This is a genomic window from Streptomyces bambusae (genome assembly GCF_020532645.1).
In the GTDB taxonomy this organism is placed as follows: Bacteria; Actinomycetota; Actinomycetes; order Streptomycetales; family Streptomycetaceae; genus Streptomyces; species Streptomyces bambusae.
The window spans coordinates 100,133-116,562 of sequence record NZ_JAJAUZ010000001.1; the positions used below are offsets into that span (position 1 = coordinate 100,133).

At 68.7% G+C, this 16,430-nt stretch carries 15 protein-coding genes and 1 tRNA gene; 10 read left to right on the forward strand and 6 right to left on the reverse strand.

Annotation, left to right across the window (positions count from 1 at the left end):
• Window positions 1-52: 52 nt before the first annotated feature.
• The 6 genes from rsmG to rpmH form a co-directional block, all read right to left on the reverse strand.
• Complete coding sequence (rsmG, locus tag LG634_RS00450; RefSeq protein WP_226731511.1) at window positions 53-772, reverse strand: 16S rRNA (guanine(527)-N(7))-methyltransferase RsmG; 720 nt, start codon at window positions 770-772, stop codon at window positions 53-55.
• 157 nt (window positions 773-929) lie between these two features.
• Window positions 930-1,442, reverse strand: coding sequence for a Jag family protein (locus LG634_RS00455; protein WP_226731512.1), 513 nt, complete (start codon window positions 1,440-1,442; stop codon window positions 930-932).
• A 15-nt stretch (window positions 1,443-1,457) separates the two neighbouring features.
• The gene (gene yidC, locus LG634_RS00460) at window positions 1,458-2,561 is read right to left on the reverse strand and encodes a membrane protein insertase YidC (protein WP_226731513.1); all 1,104 of its coding nucleotides are present in this window, start codon (window positions 2,559-2,561) and stop codon (window positions 1,458-1,460) included.
• Between the two features lie 3 nt (window positions 2,562-2,564).
• Complete coding sequence (gene yidD / locus LG634_RS00465) at window positions 2,565-2,846, reverse strand: membrane protein insertion efficiency factor YidD (RefSeq protein ID WP_150208749.1); 282 nt, start codon at window positions 2,844-2,846, stop codon at window positions 2,565-2,567.
• On the reverse strand, window positions 2,843-3,220 hold the full coding sequence (gene rnpA, locus LG634_RS00470) for a ribonuclease P protein component (protein WP_226731514.1): 378 nt from the start codon (window positions 3,218-3,220) through the stop codon (window positions 2,843-2,845). The genes yidD and rnpA overlap by 4 nt, the downstream gene beginning before the upstream one ends.
• 21 nt (window positions 3,221-3,241) lie before the next feature.
• Entirely contained in the window at window positions 3,242-3,379 is a 138-nt protein-coding gene (gene rpmH, locus LG634_RS00475) for a 50S ribosomal protein L34 (protein WP_030457638.1), read from the reverse strand.
• Between the two features lie 352 nt (window positions 3,380-3,731).
• Here rpmH and dnaA point away from each other — a divergent pair, with 352 nt between their 5' ends.
• The 10 genes from dnaA (at window position 3,732) to LG634_RS00525 (ending at window position 16,379) form a co-directional block, all read left to right on the forward strand.
• Window positions 3,732-5,489 carry a chromosomal replication initiator protein DnaA gene (gene dnaA, locus LG634_RS00480; RefSeq protein ID WP_226731515.1) on the forward strand — a complete coding sequence of 586 codons (1,758 nt, stop codon included), beginning with the start codon at window positions 3,732-3,734 and terminating at the stop codon, window positions 5,487-5,489.
• A gap of 882 nt (window positions 5,490-6,371) precedes the next feature.
• Window positions 6,372-7,502, forward strand: coding sequence for a DNA polymerase III subunit beta (gene dnaN / locus LG634_RS00485; protein ID WP_226731694.1), 1,131 nt, complete (start codon window positions 6,372-6,374; stop codon window positions 7,500-7,502).
• A 203-nt stretch (window positions 7,503-7,705) separates the two neighbouring features.
• A complete protein-coding gene (gnd, locus tag LG634_RS00490) occupies window positions 7,706-8,581 on the forward strand; it encodes a phosphogluconate dehydrogenase (NAD(+)-dependent, decarboxylating) (RefSeq protein ID WP_226731516.1) in 876 nt (291 codons plus the stop codon).
• A gap of 35 nt (window positions 8,582-8,616) precedes the next feature.
• Window positions 8,617-9,753: a DNA replication/repair protein RecF gene (gene recF / locus LG634_RS00495; protein WP_226731517.1), complete on the forward strand. Its 1,137-nt coding sequence runs from the start codon at window positions 8,617-8,619 to the stop codon at window positions 9,751-9,753.
• Window positions 9,750-10,295, forward strand: coding sequence for a DciA family protein (locus LG634_RS00500; RefSeq protein WP_226731518.1), 546 nt, complete (start codon window positions 9,750-9,752; stop codon window positions 10,293-10,295). The genes recF and LG634_RS00500 overlap by 4 nt, the downstream gene beginning before the upstream one ends.
• A 335-nt stretch (window positions 10,296-10,630) precedes the next feature.
• Entirely contained in the window at window positions 10,631-12,691 is a 2,061-nt protein-coding gene (gene gyrB, locus LG634_RS00505; RefSeq protein ID WP_226731519.1) for a DNA topoisomerase (ATP-hydrolyzing) subunit B, read from the forward strand.
• 40 nt (window positions 12,692-12,731) lie between these two features.
• Window positions 12,732-15,332 (forward strand): DNA gyrase subunit A, encoded by a 2,601-nt coding sequence (gene gyrA, locus LG634_RS00510; protein WP_226731520.1) that lies wholly within the window; start codon window positions 12,732-12,734, stop codon window positions 15,330-15,332.
• A 3-nt stretch (window positions 15,333-15,335) separates the two neighbouring features.
• The gene (locus tag LG634_RS00515) at window positions 15,336-15,941 is read left to right on the forward strand and encodes a DUF3566 domain-containing protein (RefSeq protein ID WP_226731521.1); all 606 of its coding nucleotides are present in this window, start codon (window positions 15,336-15,338) and stop codon (window positions 15,939-15,941) included.
• Window positions 15,942-16,023: 82 nt separating this feature from the next.
• A tRNA-Ile gene (locus LG634_RS00520) sits at window positions 16,024-16,097 on the forward strand.
• 147 nt (window positions 16,098-16,244) lie between these two features.
• Window positions 16,245-16,379: a DLW-39 family protein gene (locus LG634_RS00525; protein ID WP_208809277.1), complete on the forward strand. Its 135-nt coding sequence runs from the start codon at window positions 16,245-16,247 to the stop codon at window positions 16,377-16,379.
• The last annotated feature ends 51 nt before the right edge of the window (window positions 16,380-16,430 follow it).

Below are 16,430 nucleotides of genomic sequence, written 5' to 3' on the forward strand. Positions count from 1 at the left end.
CTCACCAGCCCGCTACGACACTCCGAAATCCCTACCCGTGGGGCGCAACAGCTCAGCGGCGCCGGCGTACCCGTCCCGTCCGGGCCGCCTTGGCCCGCTTGGCCGCGAATCGCACGCCGCCCGGGCTCTCCCCGACCTCGACCCGCACCACCGTGGACAGCGGGTCGACGACCCCTTCACCCACCTGGAGCACCGAGGTCTTCACCACACCGAGCTTGCTCAGCGCGGCCTTCGCCGACACGAGCTCCTCGTCCGCAGTGTCGCCCTTGAGCGCCAGCATCTCTCCGTACGGACGCAGCAGCGGCACGCCCCAGCCCGCCAGCCGGTCCAGCGGAGCCACCGCGCGGGCCGTGACCACATGCACCGGCTGGAGCTTGCCCAGCATCTCCTCAGCACGGCCGCGCACCACGGTCACGTGGTCCAGGCCGAGCAGCTCGACGGCCTCCTGGAGGAAGGTCGTGCGCCGCAGCAGCGGCTCCAGCAGCGTGATCTTCAGGTCGCGGCGCACCAGCGCCAGGGGGATGCCGGGCAGACCGGCACCGGAACCCACGTCGCACACGGTGACGCCCTCAGGCACCACCTCGGAGAGCACGGCGCAGTTCAGCAGGTGCCGCTCCCACAGCCGGGGCACCTCCCGCGGACCGATCAGACCGCGCTTGACGCCTGCATCGGCCAACAGCTCCGCGTACCGGACAGCCGCGGGGAAATAATCGCCGAATACCGCCCGGGCCTCTTCGGGGGCCGGGGGAAGCTCCGCTGCTGCCTCCGTCACGGGGACCGTCCTTCCGTACCGTGCTGTGATGTCTGAACTCTGGGGTGACTGTGAAACCGGGCGGCCGGAGCCGGCCCCGGCGCATGTGAATGCCAGGCTGACAAAGATCGGCCCCGCCTGCGATACAGACGGGGCCGACCTCTCGACTCGCTCCGGATCAGGCCGGGAGCACAACGACGAAGCGCTGCGGCTCCTCGCCCTCGGACTCGCTGCTCAGGCCCGCGGCCGCGACGGCGTCGTGGACGACCTTCCGCTCGAACGGGGTCATCGGGTCCAGCTTGACCGGCTGGCCGGTGCTCTTCGCCTCGTCCGCCGCCTTCGCGCCGATCGCCGCGAGCTCCTCGCGCTTCTTGGCGCGGAAGCCGGCGATGTCCAGCATCAGACGGCTGCGGTCACCGGTCTCCCGGTGCACGGCCAGGCGGGTCAGCTCCTGGAGCGCTTCCAGGACCTCGCCGTCCCGGCCCACGAGCTTCTGCAGGTCCCGGCTGCTCGAGTCGCTGATGATCGACACCGCGGCCCGGTCGGCCTCGACGTCCATGTCGATGTCGCCGTCGAGGTCGGCGATGTCGAGCAGGCCTTCGAGGTAGTCGGCCGCGATCTCACCCTCCTGCTCCAGGCGGGTGAGGGTGTCGCCACCCTCAGCGGCGGCGGAGGTGGTGCCTTCCGTCACGGGATGGACTCCTTCTTACTTCTTGGGCGAGGACTTGGGGGGGTTCTGGCGCTGCGACTTCGACTGCCGCTTCGGCTGCTGGCGCTTCTGCGTACCGCTGCTCGCGGCATCCGCGTCGGCGGTCGCCTCCACGCTCTTGACGACCGTGCCGTCGGCCTGGGCGGCCAGACCCTGCTTCGACAGTGCGGTGACGAACTTGCGCTCGTTGTCGTTGCGGTCCGGACCCTTGGCCACGATCGCCGAGACGATGTTCTTGCGGCGGCGGCCGCGGACGTCACCGTGCGAGCTGATGTGCTTGAGCAGGCGCTGCAGGTACTGGTCCTGCGCCTTGCTGCCCGGCGTCGGGTTCTGGTTGATCACGTACATCTGCTGGCCCAGGGTCCACACGTTGGTGGTCAGCCAGTAGACGAGGACACCCACGGGGAAGTTGATGCCCATGCCGGCGAAGATCAGCGGGAAGATGTACATGAGCATCTTCTGCTGCTGCATGAACGGCGTCTGGACCGAGAGGTCGACGTTCTTCGCCATCAGCTGGCGCTGCGTGTAGAACTGCGACAGCGACATCAGGACGATCATGATCGCGGTCACGACCCGGACGTCGGTCAGGGTCGCGCCGAGCGCCTCGACCTTCGCGGGGCTGTCCATGAACTTCGCGGCGATCGGCGCACCGAAGATCTTGGCCTCACGCGCGCTGTCGACCAGGCGCTGGTCGAGGACACCGATCTGCTTGCCGTTCGCGATGCTCGCGAGCACGTGGTAGAGCGCGAAGAAGAACGGCGACTGCGCCAGGATGGGAAGGCACGAGGAGAGCGGGTTGGTACCCGTCTCCTTGTACAGCTTCATCATCTCTTCGGACTGACGCTGCTTGTCGTTCTTGTAGCGCTCCTGGATCGCCTTCATCTTCGGCTGGAGCGCCTGCATGCCCCGCGTCGCCTTGATCTGCTTCACGAAGAGCGGGATCAGGCAGATACGGATCAGCACCACCAGCGACACGATGGACAGGCCCCAGGCCCACCCCGAGTCATCGCCGAACAGGGCGCCGTACAGCTTGTGGAACTGCACGATGACCCACGAAACAGGCGTGGTGATAAAGCTGAACAGACTGGCAATCGTGTCCACTAATCAGGCTCCTTGAGCATTGCGAGGTCTACGCAACGCACTGCGCAGCTGTTCGTGCCAACGCGGGCGTTTACGAGGTGGGACATGATCCACACCGCCCGGGGACCACGGATTGCACCGCAGGATCCGCCAGGCGGTGAGGGCAGTCCCCTTCACCGCACCATGCCGGTCGATGGCCGTGTACCCGTAGTGCGAACACGACGGGTAATAGCGGCACACCGGCCCGAGCAGCGGACTGATCGTCCACTGGTACAGCTTGATCAAAGCGAGCAGCGGGTACTTCATCGAGCCGCGCCTCCCACCAGCAGCCGCTGTATGGCGGCATCCAGGTCCCGGGCCAGCTGTTCGTGGTCGGCCTCGCCCGATCCGGGCAGAGCACGCACCACGACCAGGCTACCGGCGGGCAGGACGGCGAGCCGGTCCCGCATCAGGTGGCGCAGCCTGCGCCGGACCCGATTGCGGACGACCGCTCCGCCCACTGCCTTGTTGACGACGAAACCCGCACGCGTCGGGGAAGCTGAGTCCCCCGGCTCGTGCGGGTCCGTTGCACCGCTGGTACGTAGGTGGACGACGAGGAGCGGGCGGCCTGCCCGGCGGCCCCGTCGTACCGCGGTCGCGAAGTCCTCGCGCCGCCTCAGCCGGTTTCCGGTAGGCAGCACGACGTCATGACCTGTGCGCGATTACGCGGACAGGGCGCTGCGACCCTTGGCGCGGCGGTTCGCGAGGATCGCGCGGCCGGCACGGGTACGCATACGCAGACGGAAACCGTGGGTCTTGGCGCGACGACGGTTGTTCGGCTGGAAGGTGCGCTTGCTCACTCGGGGGCTCCAGAGAATGAATCGTTGTGGCGGGACATCGCCTGGCTGTCACCGTGCGCCCACGAGGAACTCGCGTATCGCCCGAGTGGCACCGCTAAACGATCACTTGGAGTGACCTTCGCCCATCGGTAGGCAGGCGGCAGCAGCCATCGACAACTCGACCTGGTTACGGTACGCGCGGCTACGCCATCCGGTCAAACCGAGCCGCACTGACCCCACACTGTGCACAGCCTGTGGACAACAACTTGAACCACGGCCCCCGCGCTGACTACCTTGGCTTGACCCCGCATTTTTTTGTCCCGACCGTCCCAAAGAACCACACATTCGTGGGACCTGTGAGAGAGCGTGCCCTGTGGCTGACGTACCTGCCGATCTTGCCGCAGTGTGGCCACGGGTCCTCGACCAGCTCCTCGGGGACGGCACGACGGGGATCGAGCCCAAGGACCAGCAGTGGATCGAGCGCTGCCAGCCCCTCGCGCTGGTCGCCGACACCGCCCTGCTCGCCGTGCCCAACGAATACGGCAAGCAGGTCCTCGAAGGCCGCCTCGCCCCGCTGATCAGCGAGACCCTCAGCCGCGAGTGCGGCCGGCCGATCCGCATCGCGATCACCGTCGACGACTCCGTCGGCGAGCCCGCCCCGGCCCCCGCCCCGCCGGCTCCCCAGTCCCGGTACGACGACGACCGCCGCGACGCCTACGACGGATACGGCCAGCGCCCCGGCGACGACCTCCCCACCGTCCGCCCCGCCTACCCGGACTACCAGCAGCCGCGCCCCGAGCCCGGCGCCTGGCCCCGGGCCGGCCAGCAGGACGACTACGGCTGGCAGCAGCCCCGCCTCGGGGGCTACCCCGAGCGCGACCCCTACTCCACCCCGCAGCAGCCCCAGCACGGCTACCTGCCGCAGCCCGAGCCCGGCGGCTACGACCAGCAGCCCCCGTACGAGCCGTACCCGTACGAGCCCAAGCCGTACGAGCAGCAGCGCCCCGACCGCACCGAGCAGCAGCCCGCGCCCGGCCGGCCCGGACCCGCCGCGCCGCCGCCCGCCCCCTCCGGCTCCTCGTCCGGCCCCGTCGAGCCCACCGCCCGGCTGAACCCGAAGTACCTCTTCGACACGTTCGTCATCGGTGCCTCCAACCGGTTCGCGCACGCCGCCGCCGTCGCCGTGGCCGAGGCGCCCGCGAAGGCGTACAACCCTCTCTTCATCTATGGCGAGTCCGGCCTCGGCAAGACGCACCTGCTGCACGCCATCGGGCACTACGCGCGGAGCCTCTACCCCGGCACCCGGGTGCGGTACGTGAGCTCCGAGGAGTTCACCAACGAGTTCATCAACTCCATCCGCGACGGCAAGGGCGACGCCTTCCGCAAGCGGTACCGCGAGATGGACATCCTGCTCGTCGACGACATCCAGTTCCTCGCGAGCAAGGAGTCGACGCAGGAGGAGTTCTTCCACACCTTCAACACGCTCCACAACGCGAACAAGCAGATCGTGCTGTCCTCCGACCGGCCGCCCAAGCAGCTCGTCACCCTGGAGGACCGGCTGCGCAACCGCTTCGAATGGGGCCTCATCACCGACGTCCAGCCGCCCGAGCTGGAGACCCGCATCGCGATCCTGCGCAAGAAGGCGGTCCAGGAGCAGCTGAACGCCCCGCCGGAGGTGCTGGAGTTCATCGCCTCGCGGATCTCGCGCAACATCCGCGAACTCGAGGGCGCCCTCATCCGGGTCACCGCCTTCGCCAGCCTGAACCGGCAGCCGGTCGACCTCGGCCTCACCGAGGACGTCCTCAAGAACCTGATCCCCGGCGGCGAGGACACCGCGCCCGAGATCACGGCCGGCGCCATCATGGCCGCCACCGCCGACTACTTCGGGCTGACCGTGGACGACCTCTGCGGATCGTCGCGCAGCCGCGTCCTCGTGACGGCCCGGCAGATCGCCATGTACCTGTGCCGGGAGCTCACCGACCTCTCGCTGCCGAAGATCGGCGCACAGTTCGGCGGCCGCGACCACACCACCGTCATGCACGCCGATCGGAAGATCCGCGCCCTGATGGCCGAACGGCGGTCCATCTACAACCAGGTGACCGAGCTGACGAACCGCATCAAGAACGGCTGAGCCGTTCGGGCGACGTGGGTGAGAGGGCGCCCCGGGGCAACTCCCCGGGGCGCTTTTTCGTGTCCGGGGGCGGTCCTCGACGCCGTCCGGGCGCCCAGCGGACGGTGTCCGCGGTGTGAACAGACGACCAAAGCGTTCGATTAGTGAGGTGGTTACGCAAGTTGCCCACAGATCGGGAGACTTTGTTCCGTCCACACCCTGGGGACTCTTGCGATCGCCCACAATCTGTCCACAGGCAGGCCTGTTGAGGGACCATCAGAGCTGGTCAGAGGGTTGTGAAATTGTGGGCGAGAGGTGTCCACAGGCTGTGGACGAAAAAACTGTCCACAGGACTGCCCACAGCGTTGTCCACCGTCGGCCCACAGGCTGGGGCTGCTTGTGCACAGCCGGAGCCGTTTCGTCCACACGGTTGTCCACTGTTCGGCAACGAGAGGTCCGCAGTCACCACCCGGAGTGAAAGGCGTCACACCAAGGTGGACGATTGGCCTGTGGGCAAGCCGGGTAAAGCTGGGGACGATTCTGTGGACGGGGAGGGGCTTCCTGGGGACGGGGTGTGCAGAACTTTCCGTTCTCCACAGACAAGGCCTGTTGTCCACCGGTGCCACCCACAGGGTGTGGGGATAAAAAACCGGGGCTGACCTGCGTAGATCGCGTTATCCACGGTATCCACAAGGCCTACTACTACCCCCATAGAGAGGTAGGCCGGAATCCGTTTTGAAGCAGGACCTGTGCACAAGTCGTCGTCCGGGCTCGCCTCCGACTCGGGACCGATTTGACGGGCAGCAGCGTCAGGTGTCGGTGCCGTACGTCAGACTGGTCTCCGGCATTCAGCCGACGACGAAGGCCAGCAGGGCGAGCCAGCAACAGCAGGAGGCGGTTCCGGTGAAGATCCGGGTGGAGCGCGACGTACTCGCGGAGGCGGTGGCGTGGGCGGCCCGTAGCCTTCCGGCCCGGCCGCCGGTGCCCGTTCTCGCAGGCCTTCTCCTGAAGGCAGAGGAGGGCTCCCTGAGCCTCTCCGGCTTCGACTACGAGGTCTCGGCCCGCGTCTCCGTCGACGCCGACGTCGAGGAGGACGGCACCGTCCTCGTCTCCGGCCGTCTCCTCGCCGACATCTGCCGTGCCCTCCCCAACCGGCCCGTCGAGATTTCCACAGACGGTGTACGGGCGACCGTCGTCTGCGGCTCCTCCCGGTTCACCCTCCACACCCTGCCGGTGGAGGAGTACCCGGCGCTGCCCCAGATGCCCGGCGCCACCGGCACGGTCCCCGGCGAGGTCTTCGCCTCCGCGGCCGCCCAGGTCGCCATCGCCGCCGGCCGCGACGACACGCTCCCCGTCCTCACCGGCGTGCGCATCGAGATCGAGGGTGACCGCGTCACCCTCGCCTCCACCGACCGCTACCGCTTCGCCGTCCGCGAGTTCCTGTGGAAGCCGGAGAACCCGGACGCGTCCGCCGTCGCCCTGGTGCCCGCCAAGACGCTGCTCGACACCGCCAAGTCCCTGACCAGCGGTGACACCGTCACTCTGGCGCTGTCGGGCTCCGGTGCGGGCGAAGGCCTCATCGGCTTCGAGGGCGCCGGCCGCCGCACCACCACCCGGCTGCTGGAGGGCGACCTCCCCAAGTACCGGACGCTGTTCCCGACCGAGTTCAACTCCGTCGCCGTCATCGAGACCGCCCCGTTCGTCGAGGCCGTCAAGCGCGTGGCCCTCGTCGCCGAGCGGAACACCCCGGTGCGCCTCAGCTTCGAGCAGGGCGTCCTCATCCTGGAGGCCGGTTCCAGCGACGATGCACAGGCTGTGGAACGTGTGGACGCCAAGCTGGACGGCGACGACATCTCGATCGCCTTCAACCCGACCTTCCTGCTCGACGGCCTGAGCGCCATCGACTCCCCGGTCGCCCAGCTCTCCTTCACCACCTCGACCAAGCCGGCCCTGCTCAGCGGCCGTCCCGCCGTCGACGCCGAGGCGGACGAGGCGTACAAGTACCTGATCATGCCGGTGCGGCTGTCCGGCTGACCCGCCCGGCCGGATGCCGGTGCGGCTGTCCGGCCCGCTGACGGCCGGACGTTCTCGCAGCTCAGGCCCGGTCCCGCGACGCGCGGGGCCGGGCCTTGCGACTCCTGTGCAGGCCGGCACCCGCGGCCCGGCGTAGGCTCGGAGCCGGGAGAAGGCCCGGGAATCCCCGGGCTTGACGGCCTCAACGCTTAAGGAACCACCTGATGGAGCTCGGTCTCGTCGGTCTCGGCAAGATGGGCGGCAACATGCGCGAGCGCATCCGCCGCGCAGGCCACACCGTCATCGGATACGACCGCAACCCTGACCTCGCTGATGTCCACAGCCTGCAGGAGCTTGTGGACGGACTGCAAGGTCCGCGCGTGGTGTGGGTGATGGTCCCGGCAGGGGCGGCCACCCAGTCAACGATCGACGAGCTGGCCCAGCTGCTCTCCCCCGGCGACATCGTCGTGGACGGCGGGAACTCCCGCTGGACCGACGACGAGAAGCACGCCGAAGAGCTCGCCGCCAAGGGCATCGGCTTCGTCGACTGCGGCGTCTCCGGCGGTGTCTGGGGCCTGGAGAACGGCTACGCGCTGATGTACGGCGGCGACAAGGAGCACGTCGCGGCCGTCCAGCCGATCTTCGACGCGCTCAAGCCGGCCGGTGACTTCGGCGCGGTGCACGCCGGCAAGGTCGGCGCGGGCCACTTCGCGAAGATGGTCCACAACGGCATCGAGTACGCCATGATGCAGGCCTACGCCGAGGGCTGGGAGCTGCTGGAGAAGGTGGACTCCGTCACCGACGTCCGCGAGGTGTTCCGGTCCTGGCAGGAGGGCACGGTCATCCGTTCCTGGCTGCTGGACCTCGCCGTCAACGCGCTGGACGAGGACGAGCACCTGGAGCAGCTGAAGGGCTTCGCGCAGGACTCCGGCGAGGGCCGCTGGACGGTCGAGGCCGCGATCGACAACGCGGTGCCGCTGCCGGCGATCACCGCGTCGCTGTTCGCGCGCTTCGCGTCGCGCCAGGACGACTCCCCGCAGATGAAGATGATCGCCGCGCTCCGCAACCAGTTCGGCGGCCACGCGGTCGAGAAGAAGTAACGACACACCTGCAGCCGGGGGAGGTCGGCGCAACCATGCACGTTTCGCATCTGTCGCTGGCCGACTTCCGCTCGTACGCCCGGGCCGAGGTTCCGCTCGACCCGGGCGTCACGGCTTTCGTGGGCCCCAACGGGCAGGGGAAGACGAACCTCGTCGAGGCCGTCGGCTATCTGGCGACGCTCGGCAGCCACCGGGTGTCGTCGGACGCCCCGCTGGTGCGGATGGGGGCCGACCGGGCCGTCATCCGGGCCGCGGTCACCCAGGGCGAGCGCCGTCAGCTGGTCGAGCTGGAGCTCAACCCCGGCCGCGCGAACCGGGCCCGTATCAACAGGTCCTCGCAGGTCAGGCCGCGGGACGTGCTGGGGATCGTGCGGACGGTGCTGTTCGCGCCGGAGGACTTGGCGCTGGTCAAGGGCGACCCCGGGGAGCGGCGGAAGTTCCTCGACGAGCTGATCACGGCGCGGTCGCCGCGGATGGCGGGCGTGCGGTCCGACTACGAGCGGGTGCTCAAACAGCGGAACACGCTGCTGAAGTCGGCGGCGATGGCGCGCCGGCACGGCGGCCGGTCGATGGACCTGTCGACGCTCGACGTGTGGGACCAGCACCTGGCGCGGGCCGGTGCGGAGCTGCTGGCGCAGCGGCTGGACCTGATCGCGACGCTGCAGCCGCTGGCCGACAAGGCGTACGAGCAGCTGGCGCCGGGCGGGGGCCCGCTGGCGCTGGCGTACCGCAGTTCGGTGGGCGAGGCGGTGGACGCAGCTGTCCACAGCAGCCGCGAAGAGCTGTGCACAGCGCTGCTCGGTGCGCTGGCCGAGGCCCGCAAGCAGGAGATCGAGCGGGGGGTGACACTGGTCGGTCCGCACCGGGACGAGCTGCTGCTGCGGCTGGGCGACCTGCCCGCGAAGGGGTACGCGAGCCACGGCGAGTCGTGGTCGTACGCGCTGGCGCTGCGGCTGGCGTCGTACGACCTGCTGCGGGCCGAGGGCAGCGAGCCGGTGCTGGTGCTGGACGACGTGTTCGCCGAGCTGGACGCGCGGCGGCGGGAGCGGCTGGCGGAGCTGGTGGCCCCGGCTGAGCAGGTGCTGGTGACGGCGGCTGTGGACGACGACGTTCCGGACGTTCTGACGGGCGTCCGGTACGGGGTTTCGGGTGGTGAGGTGACCCGGCTGTGAGCGAGCAGGAAGAAGGTTCCGGGGCGGGGCGGGTGCCCGAGCTGTCGGGAGTCGACCTGGCCCGGCAGGCGCTGGCGGCTGCGAAGGAGGCGGCGCGGGCGCGGGGTGCGGTGGCCGGCGACCGCAGCCGGGCGCGGCAGGGCGGGCTGCGGTCGGGTGCGCGGGCGGACGGCCGGGACCCGATGCGGCTGGGTGCCGCGCTGGAGCGGATGCGGACCGAGCACGGCTGGGAGCAGCCGATGGCGGTGGCGGGCGTGATGCAGCGCTGGGACGAGATCGTGGGTCCTGACGTGGCGGCGCACTGCCGGCCGGAGTCGTACGACGCGGATCCGGAGAAGCGCGAGCTGACGGTGCGGTGTGACTCGTCGGCGTGGATGGTGCAGCTCAGGCACCTGACTCCGCAGCTGATCGCCCGGCTGAACGGGCAGCTCGGGCAGGGAACCGTGCGGTTCATCAAGGTGCTGCCGCCGGGTGGTGCCCCGCGTCGGTACGGCCCGCTGCGGGCGCCGGGATCGACGGGACCCGGGGATACGTACGGGTGATGCGGGCCGGCTGCGGGCCGTGGGAGGTGTGGTGTCCCGCACGGTAGCCGGAGCTTGACAGCCCGAAGCGCTGGATGCCCGTGTGAGCCTCTTGGGACCCCGGTCCGGATATGGGGAGTCGGGCGACACAGGTTCAGGGCGGCACATGCGGACTCAGGTACCTGCAAACCCCCATTCATGTCCGTGGTACCGGTAGACTGGGGGGTAATCCCGCCTTTCGGCGGGATCGAACGTGAAGATCGCTGAAGACCGCAAAGACACCGCTAGACAACGCTGACTACGCAGAACGACGCAGCCGCTCCTGCTTGCATGCCTGCCGGCCCGGAGTACGGCCTGTGCTGTGCCAGAAAGGGCGCTTCGTGGCCGATTCGGGCAACCCCAACGAGAACAAGTCCACAGCCGCCGAGGGCGGCGAGGCCGCGGGGGCCTCGTACACCGGAAGCAACATCCAGGTCCTGGAAGGTCTGGACGCGGTTCGCAAGCGGCCGGGCATGTACATCGGCTCGACCGGTGAGCGCGGCCTGCACCACCTCGTGTACGAGGTGGTCGACAACTCGGTCGACGAGGCCCTGGCCGGGCACGCGGACACGATCGACGTGACGATCCTGGCCGACGGCGGGGTGCGGGTGGTCGACAACGGCCGTGGCATCCCCGTCGACATCGTGCCGTCCGAAGGGAAGCCGGCCGTCGAGGTCGTCCTCACGGTGCTGCACGCGGGCGGCAAGTTCGGCGGCGGCGGCTACGCCGTCTCCGGCGGTCTGCACGGCGTGGGTGTGTCCGTGGTGAACGCCCTGTCGAGCCGGGTCTCGGTCGAGGTGAAGCGGGACGGCTACCGCTGGAGCCAGGACTACAAGCTCGGTGCACCGACGGCGGGCCTGGCCCGCAACGAGGAGACCGACGCGACGGGCACCTCGGTGACGTTCTGGGCCGACGCGGACATCTTCGAGACGACCGAGTACTCCTTCGAGACGCTGTCGCGGCGCTTCCAGGAGATGGCCTTCCTCAACAAGGGCCTGCGGCTGCGGCTGACGGACGAGCGCGAGTCGGCCAAGGCGACGATGGGTGCGGATTCCGCGGAGGAGTCCGACGCCGACCAGGTGCGCACGGTCGAGTACCACTACGAGGGCGGCATCGTCGACTTCGTGAGGTACCTGAACTCGCGCAAGGGCGAACTGATCCACCCCACGGTGATCGACGTCGCGGCCGAGGACAAGGAGCGGATGCTCTCGGTCGAGATCGCGATGCAGTGGAACAACGGGTACACGGAGGGCGTGTACTCGTTCGCCAACATCATCCACACGCACGAGGGCGGTACCCACGAGGAGGGTTTCCGCGCCGCGCTGACGTCGCTGATCAACAAGTACGCGCGCGACAAGAAGATCCTGCGCGAAAAGGACGACAACCTCACGGGTGAGGACATCCGCGAGGGCCTGACGGCGATCATCTCGGTGAAGCTGAGCGAGCCGCAGTTCGAGGGCCAGACGAAGACCAAGCTGGGCAACACGGAGGCGAAGACCTTCGTGCAGAAGGCGGTCTACGAGCACCTGGCGGACTGGCTGGACCGCAACCCGAACGAGGCGGCGGACATCGTCCGCAAGTCGGTGCAGGCGGCGACGGCGCGCGTGGCGGCCCGCAAGGCGCGCGACCTGACGCGCCGCAAGGGTCTGCTGGAGAGCGCGTCGCTGCCGGGCAAGCTCTCGGACTGCCAGTCGAACGACCCGACCAAGTGCGAGATCTTCATCGTCGAGGGTGACTCCGCCGGCGGCTCGGCGAAGTCGGGCCGCAACCCGATGTACCAGGCCATCCTGCCGATCCGAGGCAAGATCCTGAACGTCGAGAAGGCGCGGATCGACAAGATCCTCCAGAACGCCGAGGTGCAGGCGCTGATCTCGGCGTTCGGCACGGGCGTGCACGAGGACTTCGACATCGAGAAGCTCCGCTATCACAAGATCATCCTGATGGCGGACGCCGACGTCGACGGCCAGCACATCAACACCCTGCTGCTGACCTTCCTGTTCCGCTTCATGCGGCCGCTGGTCGAGGCGGGGCACGTCTACCTCTCCCGGCCGCCGCTGTACAAGATCAAGTGGGGTCGTGACGACTTCGAGTACGCGTACTCGGACCGTGAGCGCGACGCCCTGGTGGAGCTCGGCAAGCAGCAGGGCAAGCGGATCAAGGAAGACTCGATCCAGCGCTTCAAGGGTCTGGGCGAGATGAACGCCGAGGAGCTGCGCGTCACCACCATGGACGTGGACCACCGCGTGCTCGGCCAGGTCACGCTGGACGACGCGGCGCAGGCCGACGACCTGTTCTCGGTGCTGATGGGTGAGGACGTCGAGGCGCGGCGCTCCTTCATCCAGCGGAACGCCAAGGACGTTCGCTTCCTCGACATCTGAGTCGGTCTCAGCTGACCGCCTGAAAGGACTGAAGCCGGCCATGGCCGACGAGAACACCCCCGTTTCCGACGGGGCGACCGAAGAAGAGGGTCCGCAGCTGCGGATCGAGCCCGTCGGGCTCGAAACGGAGATGCAGCGCTCGTACCTCGACTACGCGATGTCCGTCATCGTGTCCCGCGCGCTGCCCGACGTACGCGACGGCCTGAAGCCGGTGCACCGGCGCGTGCTGTACGCGATGTACGACGGCGGGTACCGGCCCGAGAAGGGCTTCTACAAGTGCGCCCGCGTCGTCGGTGACGTCATGGGCACCTACCACCCGCACGGCGACTCCTCGATCTACGACGCGCTGGTCCGCCTGGCGCAGTCGTGGTCGATGCGGATGCCGCTGGTGGACTCCAACGGCAACTTCGGCTCCCCGGGCAACGACCCGGCGGCCGCCATGCGCTACACCGAGTGCAAGATGGCGCCGCTGTCGATGGAGATGGTCCGCGACATCGACGAGGAGACCGTCGACTTCACGGACAACTACGACGGCCGCAACCAGGAGCCGACGGTCCTGCCGGCGCGCTTCCCGAACCTGCTGGTGAACGGTTCGGCGGGCATCGCGGTCGGCATGGCGACGAACATCCCGCCGCACAACCTGCGCGAGGTCGCGGAGGGCGCGCAGTGGTACCTGGCGCACCCGGAGGCCTCGCACGAGGAGCTGCTGGACGCGCTGATCGAGCGGATCAAGGGCCCGGACTTCCCGACCGGTGCGCTGGTCGTGGGCCGCAAGGGCATCGAGGAGGCGTACCGGACGGGCCGCGGCTCGATCACGATGCGCGCGGTGGTCGAGGTCGAGGAGATCCAGAACCGCCAGTGCCTGGTGGTCACGGAGCTGCCGTACCAGACCAACCCGGACAACCTCGCGCAGAAGATCGCCGACCTGGTGAAGGACGGCAAGATCGGCGGCATCGCGGACGTCCGTGACGAGACCTCGTCGCGGACCGGCCAGCGCCTGGTGATCGTGCTCAAGCGCGACGCCGTCGCCAAGGTCGTGCTGAACAACCTGTACAAGCACACCGATCTGCAGTCGAACTTCGGCGCGAACATGCTGGCGCTGGTGGACGGCGTGCCGCGCACGCTGTCGCTGGACGCGTTCATCCGGCACTGGGTGCAGCACCAGATCGAGGTCATCGTCCGGCGGACGAAGTTCCGGCTGCGCAAGGCCGAGGAGCGCGCGCACATCCTGCGCGGTCTGCTCAAGGCGCTGGACGCGATCGACGAGGTCATCGCGCTGATCCGGCGCAGCAACACGGTCGAGATCGCGCGCGAGGGCCTGATGGGCCTGCTGGAGATCGACGAGATCCAGGCGAACGCGATCCTGGAGATGCAGCTGCGCCGCCTGGCGGCGCTGGAGCGGCAGAAGATCGTCGCCGAGCACGACGAGCTCCAGGCCAAGATCAACGAGTACAACGCGATCCTGGCCTCGCCGGAGAAGCAGCGGGCGATCGTCAGCGAGGAGCTGGCCGCGATCGTCGAGAAGTTCGGCGACGACCGCCGCTCGAAGCTGGTGCCGTTCGACGGCGACATGTCCATCGAGGACCTGATCGCCGAAGAGGACATCGTCGTCACCATCACCAACGGCGGCTACGTCAAGCGCACCAAGACCGAGGACTACCGGTCGCAGAAGCGCGGCGGCAAGGGCGTCCGCGGCACGAAGCTGAAGCAGGACGACATCGTCGACCACTTCTTCGTGTCCACCACGCACCACTGGCTGCTGTTCTTCACGAACAAGGGCCGGGTCTACCGGGCGAAGGCGTACGAGCTGCCGGACGCCGGCCGGGACGCGCGCGGCCAGCACGTGGCGAACCTGCTGGCCTTCCAGCCGGACGAGCAGATCGCGCAGATCCTCGCGATCCGCGACTACGAGGCGGCCCCGTACCTGATCCTGGCCACGAAGGCCGGCCTGGTGAAGAAGACGGCGCTCAAGGACTACGACTCCCCGCGTTCCGGCGGTGTCATCGCGATCAACCTGCGGGAGACCGCGGACGGCAGCGACGACGAGCTGATCGGTGCCGAGCTGGTGTCCGCGGACGACGACCTGCTGCTCATCAGCAAGAAGGCGCAGTCGATCCGGTTCACCGCCACGGACGAGTCGCTGCGCCCGATGGGCCGGGCGACGTCCGGTGTGAAGGGCATGAGTTTCCGCGAAGGCGACGAACTGCTCTCGATGAGCGTGGTCCGGCCGGGTACCTTCGTGTTCACCGCGACCGACGGCGGCTACGCCAAGCGGACGCCGGTCGACGAGTACCGCGTGCAGGGCCGCGGCGGTCTGGGCATCAAGGCTGCGAAGATCGTCGAGGACCGCGGTTCGCTCGTCGGTGCGCTGGTGGTCGATGAATCCGATGAGATTCTCGCCATCACGCTCAGCGGTGGTGTGATTCGTACGCGAGTCAGCGAAGTGAGGGAGACCGGCCGTGACACCATGGGCGTCCAGCTGATCAACCTGGGGAAGCGCGATGCCGTGGTCGGCATCGCTCGTAACGCGGAGGCGGGTCAGGACGCTGAAGAGGTCGACGAGTCGGCCGACGCAGCGGAGGGCCCGGCCGTCGAGGCCGCCGAGGGCAGCGAAGCCCCGGCCGGGGAGCACGAGGAGTAGATCGTGAGTGGAGCCACGGGCGCCGGATCGGCCACGTCCGGAGCGAACGGTGCCCGTGGCCCTGCCGCGGACTCCAAGGGGGGAACCGTGACGGATCCGCGGGCGCCGCAGCCCCAGTCGTCGTCCCAGGCGCAGCAGCCGTACCACCCGCCGCAGGCATACGCGGCCCCGGGCAGCGGCCCGGCGGCGGCGCGCGGCGGGGACCGGGCGCGGGTGGCCGCGTCCCGGACGCAGCCGCGGACCCGGAAGGCGCGGCTGCGGGTGGCCAAGGCCGACCCGTGGTCGGTGATGAAGGTCAGCTTCCTGCTGTCCATCGCGCTGGGCGTGTGCACGATCGTGGCGTCGGTGGTGCTGTGGATGGTCATGGACGCGATGGGCGTCTTCTCGACCGTCGGCGGCACCATCAGCGAGGCCACCGGCTCCAACGAGAGCAACGGCTTCGATCTGCAGTCGTTCCTTTCGCTGCCGCGGGTCATCATCTTCACCTCGGTGATCGCCGTGATCGACGTGGTGCTGGCGACGGCCCTCGCGACCCTCGGGGCGTTCATCTACAACCTGTCCGCGGGCTTCGTGGGCGGCGTGGAGCTGACGCTCGCCGAGGACGAGTAGGGGCTCCTGAGCCCCTGTGACCTGCGATTTGGGAACTCCCGGGTCTGTGCGCTAACCTTCAGGAGTCAGCGCGCAGCGCGGAGGGGCTATAGCTCAGTTGGTTAGAGCGCATCCCTGATAAGGATGAGGCCACAGGTTCAAATCCTGTTAGCCCCACAGAACGGCAACGGCCCGGCGGAGATTCTCCGCCGGGCCGTTGCCGTTGCGGCATCCGGGTCGTTCCCAGGTAACCAATCGATATCGGTCGGTGTGTATAGTCGGGCGCCAGAAGTCCCCTACGTCAACGAAAGACGAGGTCGCGCGGTGAAGAAGCTGCTCCTGGTCGCACTGGCCGCCATCGGCGGGCTCCTCGTGTACCGCCAGATCCAGGCGGACCGCGCCGAGCAGGACCTTTGGACGGAGGCCACCGACTCCGTGCCGTCCGGTTCCGGTGTGTGAGACCCCAGGCTGAGTTCATGAAGCCCCGGCTGCCGCTGCGGCCGGGGCTTT